General features: G+C 72.8%; 17 protein-coding genes. 10 read left to right on the top strand and 7 right to left on the bottom strand.

Annotated features, from left to right (window positions below; all coding sequences use genetic code 11):
- The 5 genes from sucB to LCD35_RS27630 form a co-directional block, all read left to right on the top strand.
- The coding region (gene sucB / locus LCD35_RS27650) for a 2-oxoglutarate dehydrogenase, E2 component, dihydrolipoamide succinyltransferase (protein ID WP_225045189.1) at positions 1 to 1,433 on the top strand (1,433 nt) is incomplete at its 5' end.
- Between the two features lie 130 nt (positions 1,434 to 1,563).
- Positions 1,564 to 2,448, top strand: coding sequence for a TIGR01777 family oxidoreductase (locus LCD35_RS27645; protein ID WP_224955290.1), 885 nt, complete (start codon positions 1,564 to 1,566; stop codon positions 2,446 to 2,448).
- 87 nt (positions 2,449 to 2,535) lie between these two features.
- Positions 2,536 to 3,282, top strand: a complete 747-nt coding sequence (lipB, locus tag LCD35_RS27640) for a lipoyl(octanoyl) transferase LipB (RefSeq protein WP_224955289.1) — start codon at positions 2,536 to 2,538, stop codon at positions 3,280 to 3,282.
- 59 nt (positions 3,283 to 3,341) lie between these two features.
- The gene (locus LCD35_RS27635) at positions 3,342 to 4,469 is read left to right on the top strand and encodes a serine hydrolase (protein WP_225045188.1); all 1,128 of its coding nucleotides are present in this window, start codon (positions 3,342 to 3,344) and stop codon (positions 4,467 to 4,469) included.
- 14 nt (positions 4,470 to 4,483) lie between these two features.
- Positions 4,484 to 4,954, top strand: a complete 471-nt coding sequence (locus tag LCD35_RS27630; RefSeq protein WP_224955287.1) for a helix-turn-helix transcriptional regulator — start codon at positions 4,484 to 4,486, stop codon at positions 4,952 to 4,954.
- A gap of 63 nt (positions 4,955 to 5,017) precedes the next feature.
- Here LCD35_RS27630 and LCD35_RS27625 read toward each other — a convergent pair whose 3' ends face one another.
- Both LCD35_RS27625 and LCD35_RS27620 read right to left on the bottom strand, forming a co-directional pair.
- Positions 5,018 to 5,965 (bottom strand): LLM class F420-dependent oxidoreductase, encoded by a 948-nt coding sequence (locus tag LCD35_RS27625; RefSeq protein WP_225045187.1) that lies wholly within the window; start codon positions 5,963 to 5,965, stop codon positions 5,018 to 5,020.
- A 10-nt stretch (positions 5,966 to 5,975) separates the two neighbouring features.
- Positions 5,976 to 6,602 (bottom strand): TetR/AcrR family transcriptional regulator, encoded by a 627-nt coding sequence (locus LCD35_RS27620; RefSeq protein ID WP_224955285.1) that lies wholly within the window; start codon positions 6,600 to 6,602, stop codon positions 5,976 to 5,978.
- A 111-nt stretch (positions 6,603 to 6,713) separates the two neighbouring features.
- Between LCD35_RS27620 and LCD35_RS27615 the strand changes: the two genes are divergently transcribed.
- Positions 6,714 to 7,229: a hypothetical protein gene (locus LCD35_RS27615; protein ID WP_224955284.1), complete on the top strand. Its 516-nt coding sequence runs from the start codon at positions 6,714 to 6,716 to the stop codon at positions 7,227 to 7,229.
- Positions 7,230 to 7,256: 27 nt separating this feature from the next.
- On the opposite strand, the gene LCD35_RS27610 is transcribed toward LCD35_RS27615, so the two are convergent.
- The gene (locus LCD35_RS27610; protein ID WP_225045186.1) at positions 7,257 to 8,069 is read right to left on the bottom strand and encodes a hypothetical protein; all 813 of its coding nucleotides are present in this window, start codon (positions 8,067 to 8,069) and stop codon (positions 7,257 to 7,259) included.
- A gap of 89 nt (positions 8,070 to 8,158) precedes the next feature.
- On the opposite strand from LCD35_RS27610, the gene LCD35_RS27605 reads away from it, so the two are divergent.
- The 3 genes from LCD35_RS27605 (at position 8,159) to LCD35_RS27595 (ending at position 11,025) form a co-directional block, all read left to right on the top strand.
- Positions 8,159 to 9,094: an oxidoreductase gene (locus LCD35_RS27605; protein WP_225045185.1), complete on the top strand. Its 936-nt coding sequence runs from the start codon at positions 8,159 to 8,161 to the stop codon at positions 9,092 to 9,094.
- A gap of 80 nt (positions 9,095 to 9,174) precedes the next feature.
- A complete protein-coding gene (gene lipA, locus LCD35_RS27600; RefSeq protein WP_224962502.1) occupies positions 9,175 to 10,176 on the top strand; it encodes a lipoyl synthase in 1,002 nt (333 codons plus the stop codon).
- Between the two features lie 123 nt (positions 10,177 to 10,299).
- Complete coding sequence (locus LCD35_RS27595; protein WP_224966985.1) at positions 10,300 to 11,025, top strand: DUF4191 domain-containing protein; 726 nt, start codon at positions 10,300 to 10,302, stop codon at positions 11,023 to 11,025.
- Positions 11,026 to 11,225: 200 nt separating this feature from the next.
- Here LCD35_RS27595 and LCD35_RS27590 read toward each other — a convergent pair whose 3' ends face one another.
- Positions 11,226 to 11,687, bottom strand: coding sequence for an RDD family protein (locus tag LCD35_RS27590; protein WP_224978305.1), 462 nt, complete (start codon positions 11,685 to 11,687; stop codon positions 11,226 to 11,228).
- A 257-nt stretch (positions 11,688 to 11,944) separates the two neighbouring features.
- On the opposite strand from LCD35_RS27590, the gene glnA reads away from it, so the two are divergent.
- On the top strand, positions 11,945 to 13,369 hold the full coding sequence (gene glnA / locus LCD35_RS27585) for a type I glutamate--ammonia ligase (RefSeq protein ID WP_224962508.1): 1,425 nt from the start codon (positions 11,945 to 11,947) through the stop codon (positions 13,367 to 13,369).
- Between the two features lie 70 nt (positions 13,370 to 13,439).
- Here glnA and LCD35_RS27580 read toward each other — a convergent pair whose 3' ends face one another.
- The 3 genes from LCD35_RS27580 to LCD35_RS27570 form a co-directional block, all read right to left on the bottom strand.
- Complete coding sequence (locus LCD35_RS27580) at positions 13,440 to 14,309, bottom strand: SMP-30/gluconolactonase/LRE family protein (protein WP_224962510.1); 870 nt, start codon at positions 14,307 to 14,309, stop codon at positions 13,440 to 13,442.
- Positions 14,310 to 14,984: 675 nt separating this feature from the next.
- Positions 14,985 to 18,002 (bottom strand): bifunctional [glutamine synthetase] adenylyltransferase/[glutamine synthetase]-adenylyl-L-tyrosine phosphorylase, encoded by a 3,018-nt coding sequence (locus tag LCD35_RS27575; protein ID WP_224962512.1) that lies wholly within the window; start codon positions 18,000 to 18,002, stop codon positions 14,985 to 14,987.
- Positions 18,003 to 18,055: 53 nt separating this feature from the next.
- Complete coding sequence (locus tag LCD35_RS27570) at positions 18,056 to 18,808, bottom strand: type 1 glutamine amidotransferase (RefSeq protein ID WP_224978303.1); 753 nt, start codon at positions 18,806 to 18,808, stop codon at positions 18,056 to 18,058.
- Between the last annotated feature and the right edge of the window lie 292 nt (positions 18,809 to 19,100).

Genomic DNA, 19,100 nt, shown 5'->3' with positions numbered 1-19,100 from the left:
CCCCGGCGCAGGACGCCCCCGCCCAGGAGCAGCAGGCCACCGCCGAGCAGCCCGCCGCGACCGCCGCCTCCGGTGGTGCGGCGCAGGGCACCGAGGTGCCGATGCCCGCGCTGGGCGAGAGCGTCAGCGAGGGCACGATCACCCGGTGGCTCAAGCAGGTCGGCGACTCGGTCGAGGTCGACGAGCCGCTGCTGGAGGTCTCCACCGACAAGGTCGACACCGAGATCCCGTCGCCGGTCGCGGGCACGCTGCTGGAGATCGCCGCGGGCGAGGACGACACCGTGGAGGTCGGCGGGAAGCTGGCCGTGATCGGCGAGCAGGGTGCCGCTCCTGCCGCGCCTGCCGCGCCGGAACCGGCTCCCGACCCGGCCGCCGCGCCCGCTGCGGAACCGAAGCCGGAACCCGCCGCCCAGGCACCGGCCGCGCCGGCCCAGCCCTCTGCTCCGACCCAGCCCGCCGCGCAGCAGCCCGCCGCGCAGCAGTCCGGCCCGTCCGGCAGCACCCCGTACGTGACACCGCTGGTGCGCAAGCTCGCCAACCAGCACGGCATCGACCTGTCCACCATCAAGGGCAGCGGTGTCGGCGGCCGGATCCGCAAGCAGGACGTGCAGGCCGCGGTCGACGCCGCCCAGGCGCAGCCGGCGGCCCCGGCCGCCGCGAAGCCCGCGGCCCCGGGCGCGTCGGCCGCCGCGGCCGAGGAGGCCGAGGCGCTGCGCGGCACCACGCAGCAGATGTCCCGGCTGCGCCAGCTGCTGGCCCGCCGCATGGTCGAGTCGCTGCAGACCGCGGCGCAGCTGACCACGGTGATCGAGGTCGACGTCACCCGCATCGCGAAGCTGCGCCAGCAGGCGAAGGCCTCCTTCGAGGCGGCGGAGGGCGTGAAGCTGTCCTTCCTGCCGTTCTTCGCGAAGGCCGCCGCCGAGGCGCTCAAGCTGCACCCGAAGGTGAACGCCTCGGTCAACGAGGAGAGCAAGGAGATCACCTACCACGCGGCCGAGCACCTCTCGATCGCCGTGGACACCTCGCGCGGACTGGTCTCCCCGGTGATCCACGACGCCGGGGACCTGAACCTCGGCGGCCTGGCCCGCAAGATCTCCGACGTGGCCGAGCGCACCCGGAACAACAAGCTCAAGCCGGACGAGCTCTCCGGGGGCACCTTCACCATCACCAACACCGGCAGCCGCGGCGCGCTGTTCGACACCCCGATCCTGAACCCGCCGCAGGTGGGCATGCTGGGCACGGGCAGCGTCGTGAAGCGTCCCGTGGTGGTCTCCGACGACAACGGCGGCGACACGATCGCGATCCGGTCGATGGTGTACCTGGCGCTGTCCTACGACCACCGGCTGGTCGACGGCGCGGACGCGGCCCGCTTCCTCACCACGCTGAAGCAGCGGCTGGAGGAAGGCGCTTTCGAGGCCGACCTCGGGATCTGATCCGGCTCCGAGCCACGGGGGGGGGCGCCCCCCCCGGGGGGGGGGGCCCCCCCCCCCCCGCGTTCCGGGCCGTTTCTCCGCCGGGCGAAACCTGTCGCGTGCGGAAGATCGTTGCGGGACGATCGGGGGCATGCGCGTGGTAATCGCCGGTTCGTCCGGGTTGATCGGCACGAGTCTCGTCGCGGCGTTGCGGCAGGGCGAGCACGAGGTGCTGCGGCTGGTCCGCCGCCGCCCGGCCGCCCCCGACGAGCACGGCTGGGACCCGGCGAAGGGCGAGCTGGACGAGGCGGCCCTCGCCGGGGCGGACGCGGTGGTGAACCTGTGCGGCGCCGGGATCGCCGACCGCCGCTGGAGCACCGAGCGCAAGGAGCTGCTGGTGTCCTCGCGGGTGCGCCCGACGGTGCTGCTGGCCGAGGCGGTGGCCCGCCACGGCGTGCCCGCGCTGGTCAACGGCTCGGCGGTGGGCTACTACGGCGACACCGGCGACCGGCTGGTGACGGAGTCGACGCCGCCGGGAACCGGTTTCCTCGCCGACCTGTGCCGCCAGTGGGAGGCGGCGACGAGCCCGGCGGTGGACGCGGGCGCCCGGGTCGCGCTCTCGCGCACGGGCCTGGTGGTGGCGCACTCGGGTGGCCTGGTGGGCCGGTTGAAGCCGTTGTTCTCGATGCTGCTGGGCGCGAAGCTCGGCGGCGGGCGGCAGTACATGCCGTGGATCTCGCTGGACGACGCGGTGGGTGCGCTGCGGTTCCTGGTGGAGAACTCGGCCGTGTCGGGCCCGGTGAACCTGACCGGCCCGGCGCCGGTGACCAACGCCGAGTTCACCCGCGAGCTGGGGGCGGCGCTGGGCAGGCCCGCGCCGTGGACGGTGCCGGAGTTCGTGCTCCGCGCGGCGTTGGGCGAGGCCGCCGACGAGGCGATGCTGGCCGGGCAGCGGGCGATGCCGGAACGCCTCGACGAGCACGGCTACCCGTTCGCCCACCCCACCTTGGACGCCGCGCTGAACGCGGTGCTCTGAACTCGCCGCGGGTCCGTCCGGGTGGCCGGCGCCACGTGCGCGGGGCGGTCGGCGCTCTGGGTGGGAGCCCGGGCGTAGCCTGGCCCGGTGAGTCGCGCGGAGATGTCATGTCGCGCCTCGACCGATGCGGTCGACGTGCGTGAACTGGGAAGAATCGACTACCTGGACGCCTGGGACCTCCAGCGGGAGCTGGCCACGAGCCGCGCCGAGGAGACCGGCCCGGACTCCCTCCTGCTGCTGGAGCACCCGTCGGTGTACACCGCCGGGAAGCGCACCCAGCCGGAGGACCGGCCGCAGGACGGCACGCCGGTGATCGACGTGGACCGCGGCGGCAAGATCACCTGGCACGGCCCGGGGCAGATCGTGGGCTACCCGATCTTGGGGCTGGCCGACCCGATCGACGTGGTCGACTACGTGCGGCGCCTGGAGCAGGCCCTGATCCGCACCTGCGCCCGCTTCGGCCTGGACACCGGCCGGGTCGAGGGCCGCAGCGGCGTGTGGCTGGCCGCCGACGACGCACGCCCGGAGCGCAAGATCGCCGCGATCGGCATCCGGGTGCAGCGGGGCGTGACCATGCACGGGCTGGAGCTGAACTGCGATCCGGACATGGGCCAGTTCGACCGGATCGTGCCGTGCGGCATCCGGGACGCGGGCGTCACCTCGCTGTCGGCGGAGCTCGGCCGGGACGTCCCGGTCGAGGAGGCGCTGCCGTGGGTGCGCCAGGACGTGCTGGACGCGGTGGACGGCGTGCTGCCGGTGGTGGAGTCGAACATCGCGCGGGTCTCGCCGACCGCCGAGGGCGTGACGCTGGCGCTGGATCCGACCCTGCGCTGACGAACCCCACTCTACTCCTCTAGTATTCCGGAATTACGGACTACTGGAGGAGTAGAAGCATGCCGCTGTCCCGCCGCACCCTGCTGACCGGGCTCACCGCCACCGCCGCCGCGCTCCCGCTGCTCTCGTGCAGCCCCGCCACGGCGCTCGGCGACCGCACCGAAGCCGACCTGAGCACCGCAGACGGCTGGCTCACCTGGATCGCCCAGCACCGCGACCGGCTGGCCCTCGTGCTCACCGACACCACCGGACCGCTCCTCGCGCACCGCGCGGGCAGCCCGCAGCCGCTGGCCTCCGCGGTGAAGGCCGCGCACCTCGCCGCCTACGCCACCGCCGTCGCCGACGGCCGCCTCGACCCCGCCGAACAGGTCCGCGTCGGCGACTGGGAGCGCTACTACGTGCCCACCGACGGCGGCGCACACGTGGCGGCCCTGCAGGAACTGGGCATCCCCACCGACGACACCGGCGCCTGGGCCGCCGACCCGGACCGCCACGTCACGCTGGAGCAACTGGCCACCGCGATGATCGGGCACAGCGACAGCGCCGTGCCCGACCTGCTGCGCGACCGGCTCGGCACCGAGGCCGTGCGCGCCGCCGCGCTCGCCGGGGGCTGGCCCGACGCCGACGTGCGCTCGCTGTGCGCCGAGTACCTGTTCCTGCTGCTGCCGGCCGAAGCCCCCGCGCCCGGCACCCCGCTCCCCCGACGCCGCGAGATCGGCTTCGCGCTGGAGCGCCGCCACCGCGACGAGCAGGCCCTCCGCGACCAGGTGCGGACCCGGCTGCTGGCGCAGCCGCTGCCCGGCTGGAACACCCAGCTGGCCTGGGCCACCGGCACCGCCGCGAGCGACCCGGCGCAGCTGGCCGCGCTGCACCGCTCCCTCGCCGAGGGCACCTACCCGTCCCCGCGCGCCGCCGAGATCGCCCGCGGGATCCTGGAACGGCGGGCCGCCGGGAACCTGCCCGACGGCGTCCTCGGCCTCGGCTACAAGGGCGGCAGCCTGCCGGGCGTGCTCACCGCCGGGATCTCGTTGCGCCTCGCCGACGGGCGGATCGCGGCCGGATCGCTGCTGGCGCACGGCGGGATCTCCGCCGAGCAGCTGGCGACCGGTGACCCGGGCCAGCCGCTGATCAAGGCCGTGCTCGACCCCGCGTGGCGGGACCGGTTGCGCGCCGCGCTGCGCGGGTAGGGCAAGCTCGCACGGTGAGCTCCGACGACGTGCAAGGGCGGCTGGACGACCTGGAGCGCCGGGTCGCGGCGCTGGAAGGACGGCCCACCGCCGCTCCGCGGGAACCCAGCGGCGACCAGATCGAATACTCGGGACGCCTGAGCGAACCGTTCGAGCTGGAGTGGCACATCCGCGCGGATCCCGCCCAGGTGCTGGACCTGCCGGACGCGCCGCGCACCGACGTGCTCGCCGCGCTGGGGCATCCGCTGCGGGCGGCCCTGGTGCGCAGGCTCGCCGAATCGGGCCCGGCCACCGGCGCGGAGCTGCAGCAGGCGGCGGGGCTCGGTTCGCCCGGCCAGCTCTACCACCACCTGAAGGGGCTCACCGGCTGCGGACTGGTGGAGCAGGACAAGCGCGGTTCCTACCGGCTGCGCCCGCAGGCCACCGTGCCCGCGCTCGTCCTGCTCACCGCCGCCTCCGACATCGCGGGCCAGCTCCGCGGCTGAGCACCGCCGCCTCGCCGGTGGCGCGCGGCGGGCCACCGACGAGGCAGGAACCGGCGCTGGGACTCAGCCCAGCTGCGGTGCGACCTCCGCCGCGACCAGGTCGACGTGGTCGAGGTCGGAGAGGTCCAGCACCTGCAGGTACAGCCGGGTGATGCCGGTCCGCTCCCGCCAGGCGCCGATCTTGTCCACGGCCTCGGCGGGCGTGCCGGCGAGCCCGTTGGCCCGCAGCTCGTCGACGTCCCGCCCGATGGCGGCCGCGCGGCGCGCGATCTCGGCGTCGTCCTTGCCGACGCACAGCACCAGCGCCGCCGACCGCACGATCTCCCCGGCGTCCCGGCCGATCGCCGCGCACGCCGCCGCGACCCGCTCGTACTGCGCCACCGCGGTGTCAAGGTCGGTGAAGGGCAGGTTGAACTCGTCGGCGAAGCGGGCGGCGAGCTCCGGGGTGCGCTTCTTGCCCGCGCCACCGATGAGCACCGGCGGCCGCGGCCGCTGAACGGGCTTCGGCAGCCCGGGCGAGTCGGCGAGCTGGTAGTACCGGCCGTCGAAGCTGAAGGTCTCCCCGGCCGGCGTGTCCCACAGCCCGGTGATGATCTCCAGCTGCTCGGCGTAGCGGTCGAACCGCTCCTTGAGCGACGGGAACGGGATGCCGTACGCGGTGTGCTCCTCCTCGTACCAGCCGCTGCCGAGACCGAACTCCACGCGCCCGCCGGACATCTGGTCGACCTGCGCGACCGCGATCGCCAACGGCCCCGGGTAGCGGAACGTGCCCGCCGTCATCAGCGTGCCCAGCCGCACCCGCGAGGTCTCCCGCGCCAGGCCGCCCAGCGTCACCCAGGCGTCGGTCGGTCCGGGCTCACCGGACACCGAGCCCATCTTCAGGTAGTGGTCGGAGCGGAAGAACGCGTCGTAGCCGGCCGCCTCGGTGGCCTTGGCCACCCGCAGCAGGTCGTCGTAGGTGGCCCCTTGCTGGGGTTCGGTGAAGATGCGGAGTTTGAATGGCTCGGTCACGGACCCGAGGCTAGTGCCCGCAGGAGGCCCCGGCGCACGCCGCCACGCGCAGCCCCTGCATCACGGCGTCCACGACCTGGCCGACCTCGGCGCTGGTCTGCTTCGGCCGGGCGGAGCCGGCGATGGTGCTGGCCCCGGCCGACAGCGCGCCGTAGACGACGTGGGCGAGTGCTTCGATCGGCAGCGGGGTGAACTCGCCCGCGTCGACCAGCGCCTGCACCGCTTCCCGGATCACGCCGAACGTGTAGCGCTCCTCGGCCTCCCGCCAGCGCTCCCAGCCCATCACCGCGGGCGCCTCGTGCACGACGATCCGCTGGTAGGACGGTTCCAGGCAGACCTGGAGGAATTCGCCGAGCCCGGCCCGCACGGTCTCCCAGATGTCGCCGCCGGCGAACAGCACCGCCGACAGCCGTCGCACCACCTGGCTCTCGACGTCTTCGAAAGCGGCCTCGAACAGCGCCTGCTTTCCGTTGAAGTGGTGGTAGAGGGCGCCCTTGGTGACGCGGGCGCGCTTGGCGATCTCGTCGAGCGAGGTGCCCGCGTAGCCCTTCTTCGTGAACAGGACCACCGCCGACTTCACCAGCGCCTGCCGGGTGCTCTCGGTGTTCTCCACGCGCCGGGAACGGGCTGTAGCCATACTCACAATCATATGACATACCCGCGGTACGGCCGCGCTGGTAGCTTCGAACACACATACTCCCGGTATGCCGCACACCCGGGGTACGCCACCGTCCAGTCTGGAGGAACCATGACCTGGAACGACTTCCACCAGCGGCAACGCGCCATCCGCGCCGTGCTCGACCACGCCGCGCGGCACCCCGCGGCACGCCTCGACCTCGACGCGGTGCCCGCGGCCGCCGCCGTGTTCGCCGACCGGGACGAACTGCTGCGCGCGCTGCACCACAAGTGGAACCGCGTGCTCACCGGACGCATCGACGTGGGCGTCGAGGACGCCGACGCCGACCCGCGCGGCGACCGGGTGGAGGCGGTCGGCGAAGCCTGGCGGCGCACCGCCACCGACGACCCCGTGCTGCGCCGCGTCCTCGACGGGCACGCGGACGAACCCGCGCTCGCCGGGCTGCGCAGGCAGGAGCTCCGGATGCTCGCCGTGTCGGCCGGGCTGGCCGAACCGGACGAGCCGGCCGACGAGCTGGACCGCGTCGGGCAGGCGTTCCTGCGGTTGCTGCGCACCGCCCCCGAGGCCCGCACCGCGCGCCGCCGCGGACCGCTCGCCCAGCTGCGCAAGCTCATCCCCAGCTTCTGACCCCGCCGCTCCGGAGCCCGGGCGCGCTCAGCGCGCGGCCACCACCTCGGGCTCCGCGGCGCGCGGACGCGGGACCACCACCCGCACCTGCTCGGTGAGTTCCCGGCGCGCCCGCGCCGAGGCGCCCAGACCGGCGACCCCGCGGTGCGCGCTCACCTCGCCCGCCCGGACCAGCTCGATCGGCCAGTCCAGCAACCGCACCGACCGGAGCAGCAGGACGAACGGCAGCAGCACCAGCGCCGCGACCAGCTCCAGCCCGGCCACCACCGACCAGCACACCGCGACCAGCAGGAACGGCACCGCCAGCAGCAGCCCGACCGGCTCGTCCAGCGACCAGTCCGGGAACCACTCCAGCGCGTCGCGCACCGAGGTCCGGCGCCGCCACGGCAACCAGCGCCGCCTGCCGTGACCGCTGACGTCGCGCACCGCCGACGCCCACCGGCGCGCGGAGATCTCCACCTCGTGGTAGTCGTGCTCCGGCGCCAGCACCTCCAGCGGATCCACCAGCGGCTCGGCCGCCACCGCCGCCCGCACCCGCTTCGCCGCGGACCGGTCCCGGACCCGCACCAGCCCGCCCAGGCACCCCCGCACCCGCAGCTCCACCCACCACGGCGACCACCCCGCGCCGCGGGCGAGCAGCGCGCACGGCACCAGCAGCGCACCCGCCAGCAGCTCGACCGCCCACAGCACCAGCAGCGGCACTCCCACCAGGGACCAACCCAGCCGCGCCAGCAGCGACACCGGGCCGTCCACCATCCGCGGCCACGACTCCAGCACCGCGTGCGCCCGCACCCGGCGCCGCCAGGGGAACCAGCGGATCGCGGCGGACCAGCAGCTCATCGACATGAGCGGAAATTCTCGCAGCCGTTGATCGGATCGTGTCGCGTTCGGTCTTTTCCGCACCCGGCCCCGCGGGTAAGGGTGGGGGCATGGCGCAGTGGACGACCTCCGACGTTCCCGACCAGCACGGCCGCACGGTGCTCATCACCGGCGCGAACTCCGGGCTGGGACTGCACTGCTCGCAGGTGCTGGCGACGCGCGGCGCGCGGGTGCTGATGGCCTGCCGCGACCCCGAACGCGGCCGGGAGGCGCAGCAGCGGGTCGCCGCCGACGCCGAGGTCGAACCGGAACTCGTCGAACTCGACCTCGCCGACCTGTCCTCGGTGCGCAAGGCCGCCGACCAGGTGCGGGAACGCACCGGCGACGAGCTCGACGTGCTGCTGAACAACGCGGGCGTCATGGGCCCGCCGCTGGGCGCCACCCGGGACGGCTTCGAGCTGCAGATCGGCACCAACCACCTCGGGCACGCGGCGCTGACCTGGCTGCTGATGCCCGCGCTGCGCGACCGGCCCGACCCGCGGGTGGTCACGCTCTCCAGCATCGCGCACCGCGGCGGCTCGCTGGACCTAGACGACCTGAACTTCCACCGCCGCCGCTACTCGCCCAGCCGCGCCTACGCGCAGTCGAAGCTGGCGAACCTGCTGTTCGGCTTCGAGCTCGACCGCCGCGCCCGGCGGGCGGGGCTGCCGCTGCGCAGCGTCCTCGCCCACCCCGGGATGAGCAGCACCGAACTGGCGCTGAACTCGCTGCGCGCTCGCAGCCTGTCCGACCGCGTCACCGGCATCGCCCGGAAGGTCAACGGTCTCATCACGCAGTCCACCGAGCAGGGCGCGCTGCCGCAGCTCTACGCGGCCACCGCGCCCGGCGCGACCAGCGGCAGCTACTACGGGCCGAACGGGTTCGCCGAGATCCGCGGCTACCCGGCCCGCGCCAAGACCAGCACCGCCGCCCGGGACGCCGACACCGCGCGACGGCTGTGGAAACTCACCGAAGAGCTCACCGGAGTCACCGCCGACCCCGCCTGAACCCGGGTGTGGTGTACGGATCACCACGTCGCGCCCGTCGCGGTTTCGGGATGAACCGGCCGAGGGCGTAGCCTGAACGCGTGACTGCGGCGCCAGAGGGGCGGAAGTTGTTGCGTCTTGAAGTGCGCAACAGCCAGACGCCCATCGAGAAGAAGCCATCGTGGATCAAGACCCGCGCTCGGATGGGCCCCGAGTACCAGGAGCTCAAGGGTCTGGTCCGCCGGGAGGGTCTGCACACCGTCTGCGAGGAGGCGGGCTGCCCCAACATCTTCGAATGCTGGGAGGACCGGGAGGCCACCTTCCTCATCGGCGGTGATCAGTGCACCCGCCGCTGCGACTTCTGCCAGATCGACACCGGCAAGCCCGCGGAGCTCGACACCACCGAGCCGCGCAAGGTCGCCGAGTCGGTGCAGGCCATGGGGCTGCGCTACTCCACGGTGACCGGCGTCGCCCGGGACGACCTGCCCGACGGCGGGGCCTGGCTGTACGCGGAGACCGTGCGCCAGATCCACGACCTGAACCCGGGCACCGGCGTCGAGCTGCTCATCCCGGACTTCAACGCCGAGCCCGACCAGCTCGCCGAGGTCTTCGGCTCCCGGCCGGAGGTCCTCGCGCACAACCTGGAGACGGTGCCCAGCGTGTTCAAGCGGATGCGCCCCGCGTTCCGCTACGACCGCTCGCTGAAGGTGCTCAGCGAAGCCCGTGCGGCCGGTCTCGTCACCAAGTCCAACCTCATCCTCGGCATGGGCGAGAGCCCCGAGGAGGTGCGCCCCGCGCTGCAGGACCTGCACGACGCGGGTTGCGACATCATCACGATCACCCAGTACCTGCGGCCCAGCCCGCGCCACCACCCGGTGGACCGCTGGGTGAAGCCGGAGGAGTTCGTCGAGCACACGAAGGCCGCCGAGGAGATCGGCTTCCCCGGGGTGATGGCGGGTCCGCTGGTCCGATCCAGCTACCGCGCGGGCCGGCTCTACGCCAAGGCCACCCAGCACCGGGGCATGCCGCTGCCGGACAACCTCGCGCACCTCGCGAAGGCGCAGCCCGCGGCGCAGGAGGCCAGCAGCCTGCTCGCCCGCTGACGACCCCGCTGAACAGGTGTTTCACCGCCCGTCGCGCAACACGCGCGGCGGGCGGTGCGCGTTTCCGCGGGGCAGGACCACCGTGGTGGGGGCGCCGTGGAACCCCGCCGTATCCTGAACGGCATGGCCAACCAGGACAAGGCAGCCAAGAAGGCGGCGAAGAAGGAACGGCGCGCGGCCTTCCGCGGGCGCGTCGGGCAGATCTGGCAGGCGTTCCAGATGCAGCGCCGCGAGGACAAGCTGCTGCTGCCGCTGATGATCGGCATCTTCCTGGTCGTGGCCGTCGCGGTCTTCTTCATCGGCAGGATCTGGAACCTGCACTGGGCGTTCCTGCCGGTCGGCATCGCGCTGGGCCTGCTCGGCGCCGTGATCCTGTTCGGCCGCCGGGTGCAGGCGACCGTCTACCGCAAGGCCGACGGCCAGCCGGGTGCGGCGGGTTGGGCGCTGGAGAACCTGCGCGGCAACTGGCGGCTCACCCAGGCGGTGGCCGGGACCGCGCAGCTCGACGCGGTGCACCGGCTGATCGGGCGCCCCGGCATCGTGCTGGTCGGCGAGGGCTCGCCGCACCGGGTGAAGTCGCTGATGGCGCAGGAGAAGAAGCGGGTGGCCCGGGTCGTCGGCGAAACCCCGATCTACGAGGTCCTCGTCGGCGGCGAGGAGGGCCAGGTGCTGCTGAGCAAGCTGCAGACGCACCTGATGAAGCTGCCCCGCAACATCAACGCCGGCCAGGTCGACTCGCTGGAGAACCGGCTGTCCGCGCTGGCCAGCCGCGGCAACGCGATGCCGAAGGGCCCGATGCCGCAGGGCGCCAAGATGCGCAACGTCCAGCGGGCCATGCGCCGCCGCTGAGCCCGTACCGACTTCGACGCGGATCCGCCGGGTGCGTCCCGGCCGGGTCCGCGTCGTCTTCGTCGCTGCCGGTCAGGCTCGTGCGCGACCAGGCCCCGGCCGCCGGAGAGCTCCGGCACCGACGGCGTTCCGCCCGGCTCCACGCGCCCGCACCACCGAGGCACCCGGCGGGCACCGTCCGGTCGGGCACGCGCTCCGGTTCAGCGCCGGACGACCACGGTGCCGGTGAGGCGGTCCAGCCAGGAACGGCCATCGCCGTTGCGGATGATCGCGGGCACCAGCAGACCGGTCAGCGCGCAGCGCACCACCGCTCGCCACAGGCCCACCGCACCCGGCCGCTCCACCCGGGCCACCCAGATGCCGGTGAGCAGCATCCCGGGGGTGAACCCGAAGAACGCCACCGGGATCACCGTGATCGCGAACCAGGCCACCAGGCTCCAGTTCCCGGGCAGCGCCGGTGCGGTGAACAGCTGCGCCACCAGCGCAGCCAGCACGATGTCGACCAGGAACCCGAGCAGCCGACGACCGCCGGTGGCGACCGAACCCTGCCCGCCCTCCGGCAGGCCCATCCGCTCGCCGCGCCACCGCTGCTGCGGGTCGCGGCCGAACAGGCCGCCCAGGCCCTGCGGCTCGCCCGCGGAAGCGTCGCCCTGGCTGGTCATCTCGGACCTGGATCCCGTCGATTCACCCACTCCCCCAGACTACGACCCGCGCCCCGCGGGGACGCCGACCGGCGCCCGAACGACCTGATCAGCCACCCTCCGCAATCGGCCTCATCCGTTCAGGCCGTCGTTAACGTCGGCGAAACATCGGGGTGATGGCCGAGCAACACCGGTGACATAACGTTGTCCACGAGCCGGTGAGCTCGGAGCACGCGCGCCGGTGAGCAGTCAACCAGTGCGTGAAGGAGCCATCGAGGGTGTTCAAGAATCCAGACGAGGTCCTGCGCTTCATCTCCGACGAGGACGTGAAGTACATCGATGTCCGGTTCTGCGACCTGCCGGGCGTCATGCAGCACTTCACGGTGCCCGCCTCGGCGTTCGACCAGGACACCTTCACCGAAGGGCTGGCCTTCGACGGCTCCTCGGTCCGCGGGTTCCAGTCGATCCACGAGTCGGACATGCTGCTGCTGCCCGACCCGTACACCGCGCGCATCGACCCCTACCGCGTCGAGAAGACGCTCATCCTGAACTTCTTCGTGCACGACCCGTTCACGTTGGAGCCCTACAGCCGGGACCCGCGCAACGTGGCCCGCAAGGCCGAGCAGTACCTGGCCGAGTCCGGCGTCGCCGACACCGTGTTCTTCGGTGCCGAGGCCGAGTTCTACATCTTCGACTCGGTGCGCTTCGGCGAGGGCCCGAACCGCAGCTTCGCCGAGGTCGACTCCGTCGAGGGCTGGTGGAACACCGAGCGCGACGAGGAGGGCGGCAACAAGGGCTACAAGACCCGGATGAAGGGCGGGTACTTCCCCGTCTCGCCGTACGACCACTTCGCGGACCTGCGCGACAAGATCTCCACCCAGCTCAGCGGCTCCGGGTTCACCGTCGAGCGCGCGCACCACGAGGTCGGCACCGGCGGCCAGACCGAGATCAACTACAAGTTCAACACGATGCTGCACGCCGCGGACGACCTGCAGCTGTTCAAGTACATCGTGAAGAACACCGCGTGGCAGGACGGCCGCACGGTCACCTTCATGCCGAAGCCGCTGTTCGGCGACAACGGCTCCGGCATGCACAGCCACATGTCGCTGTGGAAGGACGGCTCGCCGCTGTTCTACGACGAGTCCGGCTACGGCGGGCTCTCGGACATGGCGCGGCACTACATCGGCGGCATCCTGCACCACGCCCCGAGCCTGCTGGCCTTCACCAACCCGACGATCAACTCGTACCACCGGCTGGTGCCGGGCTACGAGGCGCCGGTGAACCTGGTGTACTCGCAGCGCAACCGCTCCGCCTGCATGCGGATCCCGATCACCGGCAGCAACCCGAAGGCCAAGCGCGTCGAGTTCCGCTGCCCGGACCCGTCGGGCAACCCGTACCTGGCGTTCGCGGCGATGATGATGGCCGGCCTGGACGGCATCAAGAACAAGATCGAGCCGCCGGAACCGATCGACAAGGACCTCTACGAGCTGCCGCCCGAAGAGGCCAAGAACGTCCCGCAGGTGCCGGACAGCCTGGAGAAGGTCATCGACCGGCTCGAAGAGGACCACGACTACCTGCTCGAAGGCGGCGTGTTCACCTCGGACCTGATCGAGACCTGGATCCGGCTCAAGCGCGAGAACGAGATCGACCCGGTCCGGCTGCGGCCGCACCCGCACGAGTTCGCGCTGTACTACGACGTGTGATCGTGGCGCTCCGCGCGAAGCGGGCCGGCCGGGACCCGTTCCCGACCGGCCCGCTCCTTCGTTCGGGGGCTCAGGTGCCGTTCCAGGGCGCCAGCGGGCTGCCGGTGGCGCCGGGGCGGAACCGGAACAGGGCTCCCGCGTACGGGTCGCCGACCAGCGCCCGCTCGTCGTAGCCGGAGCACGCCGAGGTCACGTACATCTCGTCCAGCCTGCGACCGCCGAACACGAGACCGGTCACGCGGCGGGTGGGCGCCCACAGCACCGTCTCCAGGTCTCCGCCGGGGCTGTACCGGTGGATGCGTCCGCTGCCGTGCATCGCGACCCACGCACCGCCCTCGTTGTCCATCGCCAGCCCGTCGGGGTGGCCTTCGGACTCGGCGCACACGATCCAGCGCCTGCCGCGCCCGGCCCGGCCGCGTTCCACGTCGTAGTCGAACGCCCAGATGACGCGCGGCACCGTGTCGATCACGTACATGGTCGCCCCGTCCGGGCTCCAGCCGATGCCGCCGGAGAGGGTCAGCCCGTCCACCAGGACGCGGGCCCGGGTGCCGTCGAGGACGTACAGCGCGCTGCGCTTCGCCTCCCGGCTGTGGGTGAGGGTGCCCGCCACGAACCGGCCCGCCGGGTCGCAGGCGCCGCCGCTCATCCGGTCGCCCGCCTGCACGCCGGTGATGGGTTCCAGCGCGGCGCGCCCGGGGAACAACCGGGCGAAGCCCCGATCCGCGGCGGCGATGAGCTGTCCGTTGCGGGTGGCGCCCAGCGAGGTGACCACCCCGGGCAATACCTGCACCTCGTCCGCATCGGAATCGCGGTGGTAGGTGTGCAGTTCTCTGCGCAGCACGTCCACCCAGTACAGGCAATTCAGCGTCGGCATCCACAACGGCCCCGCACCGCAAAGCGCCTGTCGATCGACGAGTAATTCAAAGTCCTCGGACACCATGCACTCCTATTCGGACCCGCCCGGACGCCGGTCGTGCGCGCACCGTTCGCGGTGCGAGAAGGTTACCGTCACGATAGCGGCAAGCAGACCTCCGAATGGGCTGTTCCCGGGAAGGTCGAGTCCACTGGACGCAGTCGCACAATCGTCCGAATTGGACGTTCGAGAGCCGTTTCGCGAGCGGTTCGGCTCCGCTTTCTCCAGCGCAAGACGCCTGGCGTCAGCGCAGGCGAGACCCCTCGAATCCGGTGCTGGAGCGTTCCGCCGGATCACCGTGCACATTCTCACAACCCCGCGGAGGCAACCCCCGGACAATTCCAACCGGTGCATTTGCACGTGCAGAAACACGCGCGCCGAGACGGCTCCCGGTTCCCATTCCAGCGAGGCCGGCGCCTAGGCGATGCGGCCGAAGACCACCAGCCCCGAAGAATAATCCTCGAAAGCGCTGGAAGTTCCCGGGCGACGGATACCAGTCCCGCCTGCTCTGGCATATTCCACCCGTTGTCCGCCGCTCGGCCGCATCCGGCACTCCGGCAGCGCCCCGGTCCGCATCCGAACAGCGGAGACCGCACCCGGAATCGCGCGAACCCGGCAGCGGCGGAACTCGGCGCGGCACCACCGGCACGGCACCGGTACCACCATCGCGGGCCCGGTCCCGCGAAGTAATCCACGAACGCCTCAGTCCTCGTAGAAGACCCGCTCCACCACCGCGCGAGCCCGCCGCGTCACCCGCAGGTAGTCGTCGAGCACCTCCCCGGTGTCCACGTCCGCCGAATAGCCGAGCGCCGCCGCCACCGCCGTCAACTCCCGCACCTGCTTCGGCAGCTGGTCACCGGACTTGCCGCGCACCAGCATCACCGCGTTGCGGGACCGCATCGCCAACGTCCACGCCTCGCCGAGCTCCGCGGCGTCCTGCTCGTCCAGCACCCCGGCCTCGACCGCCGCTGCCAGCCCCCGCATCGTCGAGGTGACCCGGAGTCCCTCGTGCTCGTGCGCGTGGCGCAGCTGCACCAGCTGCAAGGTCCACTCCACGTCGGCGAGCCCGCCCCGCCCGAGCTTCGTGTGCGTCGCCGGATCCGCGCCGCGCGGCAGCCGCTCCGAATCGACCCGCGCCTTGATCCGGCGGATCTCCCGCACCTTCGCGTCGTCCAGGCCGCCCGCCGGATAGCGGATCGGGTCGATCGCGGCGCGGAACCGCTCCCCGAGTTCCACGTCCCCCGCCACCGGGCGGGCGCGCAGCAGCGCCTGCGCCTCCCACGCCTCACCCCACCTGCGGTAGTAGTTCAGGTACGACTCCACGGTCCGCACCAGCGGACCGCTGCGACCCTCCGGGCGCAGGTCGACGTCCACCTCCAGCGGCGGGTCCTGGCTCGGCGCGCCCAGCATCTTGCGCACCTGCTCCACCACCGAGGTGGCGAACCGGACCGCCGTCGGCTCCGCCACGCCCGGTACCGGCTCGCACACGAACATCACGTCCGCGTCCGAGCCGTAGCCGAGCTCCGCACCGCCGAGCCGCCCCATGCCGATCACCGCGACGCGAGCCGGCACCGCCTGCCACTCCGGCCGGGCCGCCACGTCCCGCACCGACGTGTCCAGCGCCGCCTCCAGCACCGCGGCCCACACGCTCGACAACGCCCGGAACACCTCGGCAGGCGGCAGCAGCCCCAGCAGGTCGGCGCACGCGATCCGCAGCAGCTCGTGCCGGCGCAGCGACCGCGCCGCCGACACCGCCCGGCTCGGTTCGGAGTGCCGCGCGACGGCGCTGCGCAACGAGGTCGCCACCTCCCGCGGATCCCGCTCCGCCAAGGCCGGCGTGTCCGACAGCAGCCGCAGCACCTCCGGGGCCCGCACCAGCAGCTCCGGCACGAGCTTCGACGTGCCCAGCAACTGGGCCAGCCGTTCCGCCACCACCCCCTCGTCCCGCAACAACCGCAGGTACCAGGGCGTTTCCGCCAACGCCTCGGACACCTTCCGGTAGGCCAGCAGCCCACCGTCCGGGTCGGGGGTGTTCGCCAGCAGGTCCAGCAGCATCGGCAGCAGCGCGCCCTGGATGTGCGCCCGGCGCGACACCCCCGCGGTCAACGCCTCGATGTGCTTCAGCGCGCCTTCCGGCGAGGTGTAGCCGAGCGCCGCCAGCCGCTGCACCGCCGCACCGGTGGTCAGCCGCAGCGCATCGGTCGGGACCTTCGCCACCGCCTCCAGCAGCGGGCGGTAGAACAGCTTCTCGTGCAGCCTGCGCACCCGGTTGCTGTGCCTGCGGTACTCGGCGACCAGGACCTCACCCGCGCTGCGCCTGCCACCGGAGCGCAGACCGATCGACCGCGCCAGCACGTGCAGCTCTTCCTTGTCGTCCAGCTCCGGCAGCAGGTGCGTGCGGCGCAACCGCCGCAGCTGGACCCGGTGTTCCAAGGTCCGCAGGAACCGGTACGACTCCACCAGGTCCGCCGCGTCGGCGCGGGCCACGTAGCCGCCCTCCCCGAGGGAGCGCAGCGCGTCCACGGTGATCGGGCTGCGCAGGTCCTCATCGCTGCGGCCGTGCACCATCTGCAGCAGTTGCACCGCGAACTCCACGTCCCGCAGCCCGCCGGGCCCCAGCTTCAACTCCCGCTCGGACAGCTCCGCGGGCACGTGCCGCTCCACCCGGCGGCGCATCGAGCGCACGTCGGGGACGAAGTCCTCCCGCTCCGCCGCGGTCCACACCTGCGGCCACACCGCGTCCACGTAGCGCTGCCCCAGCTCCACGTTCCCCGCCACCGGGCGCGCCTTCAGCAGCGCTTGGAACTCCCAGGTCCGCGCCCACCTGCGGTAGTAGCTCCGGTAGCCGTCGAGGGTGCGCACCAGCGCCCCCGCCTTGCCCTCCGGGCGCAGCGCCGCGTCCACCTCGAAGAACGCCGCCCCGGCGACGCGCATCAGCATGCTGGCGAGCTTCGTCGCCCCCGGCAGCGCTTCCTCCGACTCGGCGACGAACACGACGTCCACGTCGCTGACGTAGTTCAGCTCCCGGCCGCCGGTCTTGCCCATCGCGATCACCGCGAGGTCCTCGGCACTGTCCCCGCCTTCCCGGCCGGACAGCTCCGCCGCGCCCACCACCAGGGCGGTGCGCAACGCCGCCTCCGCGAGTTCGGAGAGCCGGGCGGCGACGTCCTCGAACGACGCCGCGGGCAGGCTCGGTTCCACCACCGGAGCCAAGTCCACCGCCGCCACGTCCAGCAGCAGTCCCCGGTACGCCCCGCGCAGCGCGATCACCGCGTCCGAGCCGGTCAGCGTCGTCCCGTCCGCGCCGCGGACCGCGGCCAGCAGCTCCTCGGTGAACGCCGCGACGTCCGGCTCCCGGTCCTGCGGCTTCGACCGCAACCGGTGCCAGTCCAGCGGATGCGCGACCAAGTGGTCGGCGAAGGCGCTCGACGAACCGAGCACGCCGATCAGGCCGGCGCGCAGCGCGGTGTCCGACCCCAGTTCCTCCGCCAACTCGGCCCAACCCGAGCCTGCGGCCTCCCGCAGCCGGTCCACCGCCAGCAGCGCCAGATCGGGGTCGGGAGCTCGGGACAACGCGGCTACCACCGGCTCGTCCGCCGGCCCCGCGTCCGACCACCACCCCGCCGCCCGCAACTGTTGTTCCGCCCGGACGGCGTCGCTGAAGCCGTACCTCGCGGGGGAAGGAGCCGAACCGGAACGGGACGAACTGCCGTTGGCCATGCACCGCACGGTAGTCCGGCGCGTTCACCTCACCACAGGCGACCGGAACCGCCTCACGCCATCGGCAGTGCCCGGGAACCGCGGCGCTGCTCCGGCGGAGTCGCGGCCAATCGGACGAAACGCCCCGCCACGGGCTCCCAGGTCTCCGCCAGTTCCGCGTGGAACCGCTCCAGATGCGCGGGCTCCAGCTGCCCGGGACGGGCCGACGCGGCGGTCTCCGGCATGGAGCGCGCCCAGTCCAGCACGATCTCCGGCGTGGTCTCGACGTGGAACTGCACCCCGTAGGCGCACACCCCCACCCGGAATGCCTGGTTCTCGCAGGCGGGGGACGCCGCCAGCAGCTGTGCCCCGGGAGGCAGCCGCGTCACCTCGTCGTTGTGGAACTGGAGCACGTCCGGCGTCAGCGGCAGCGGTCCCAGCAACGGATCGTCCACCGCCGCGTCGCGCTTCGCGACCAGCGAGGTCCCCACCTCCGGCCCCTTCTTGATCGGCGCCACCCGACCGCCCGTGGACGCCGCGAGCAGCTGGGCGCCGAGGCACACGCCCAGCACCGGCAGCTGCTTGCTCACCGCGGAGCTCAGCAGTGCCCGCACGTCCGCCAGCCACGGATGCTCGGAGTCGTCGAGCGCGCCCATCCCCCCGCCCATCACGACCAGGGCGTCGTACTCGTCCAGCGCTTCCCGCCCGGAGATCTCCGGTGCCCGCACCACGTCCAGTTCCGCGCCGGCTTCCGACAGCCATTCCCCGAGCCGCCCCACCGGGGCGATCGCCGACGGTTCCACGACCAGCATCCGCACGTGCTCCATGCCCGCAGACTACGAGACGCACGGCGGGGTTCGGCACACCGTTCGCCGCGTTCCGGGTGAAGGAGTTCATCCGGCCGAGTGCAGAAATTCCCCGGACACGCAAAAGGCCCGGTCCCAGAGGACGACGCCTTGCCATCCCCCGGAACCAGGCCCCACAACCCGCACCCCAACGCCCCACCCGCTTGACCCGGTGCCGAGGTCCCCCGACGGGACACACGAAAAAAAAGGGGGGGGGGGGGGGGCCCCGCCGCGGCGAGAACGCCACCCCGCACACGGGGCCCCCGCCGCCCCA

Source organism: Saccharopolyspora sp. 6V, assembly GCF_020176785.1.
Taxonomy (GTDB): Bacteria; Actinomycetota; Actinomycetes; order Mycobacteriales; family Pseudonocardiaceae; genus Saccharopolyspora_C; species Saccharopolyspora_C gregorii.
Note: the sequence above shows the minus strand (reverse complement) of the source record. Positions and strands in the feature narration are given on the sequence as shown.

What these genes read in the sequence shown, in the direction of transcription:
- LCD35_RS27570 (WP_224978303.1), bottom strand. Translation starts at nt 18,808, where the DNA reads ATGGAGCACGTGCGGATGCTGGTCGTGGAACCGTCGGCGATCGCCCCG.
- LCD35_RS27610 (WP_225045186.1), bottom strand. Translation starts at nt 8,069, where the DNA reads ATGAGCTGCTGGTCCGCCGCGATCCGCTGGTTCCCCTGGCGGCGCCGG.
- LCD35_RS27615 (WP_224955284.1), top strand. Translation starts at nt 6,714, where the DNA reads ATGACCTGGAACGACTTCCACCAGCGGCAACGCGCCATCCGCGCCGTG.
- LCD35_RS27635 (WP_225045188.1), top strand. Translation starts at nt 3,342, where the DNA reads ATGCCGCTGTCCCGCCGCACCCTGCTGACCGGGCTCACCGCCACCGCC.
- LCD35_RS27580 (WP_224962510.1), bottom strand. Translation starts at nt 14,309, where the DNA reads ATGGTGTCCGAGGACTTTGAATTACTCGTCGATCGACAGGCGCTTTGC.
- LCD35_RS27605 (WP_225045185.1), top strand. Translation starts at nt 8,159, where the DNA reads ATGGCGCAGTGGACGACCTCCGACGTTCCCGACCAGCACGGCCGCACG.
- LCD35_RS27620 (WP_224955285.1), bottom strand. Translation starts at nt 6,602, where the DNA reads ATGGCTACAGCCCGTTCCCGGCGCGTGGAGAACACCGAGAGCACCCGG.
- LCD35_RS27575 (WP_224962512.1), bottom strand. Translation starts at nt 18,002, where the DNA reads ATGGCCAACGGCAGTTCGTCCCGTTCCGGTTCGGCTCCTTCCCCCGCG.
- LCD35_RS27645 (WP_224955290.1), top strand. Translation starts at nt 1,564, where the DNA reads ATGCGCGTGGTAATCGCCGGTTCGTCCGGGTTGATCGGCACGAGTCTC.
- LCD35_RS27590 (WP_224978305.1), bottom strand. Translation starts at nt 11,687, where the DNA reads ATGACCAGCCAGGGCGACGCTTCCGCGGGCGAGCCGCAGGGCCTGGGC.
- LCD35_RS27595 (WP_224966985.1), top strand. Translation starts at nt 10,300, where the DNA reads ATGGCCAACCAGGACAAGGCAGCCAAGAAGGCGGCGAAGAAGGAACGG.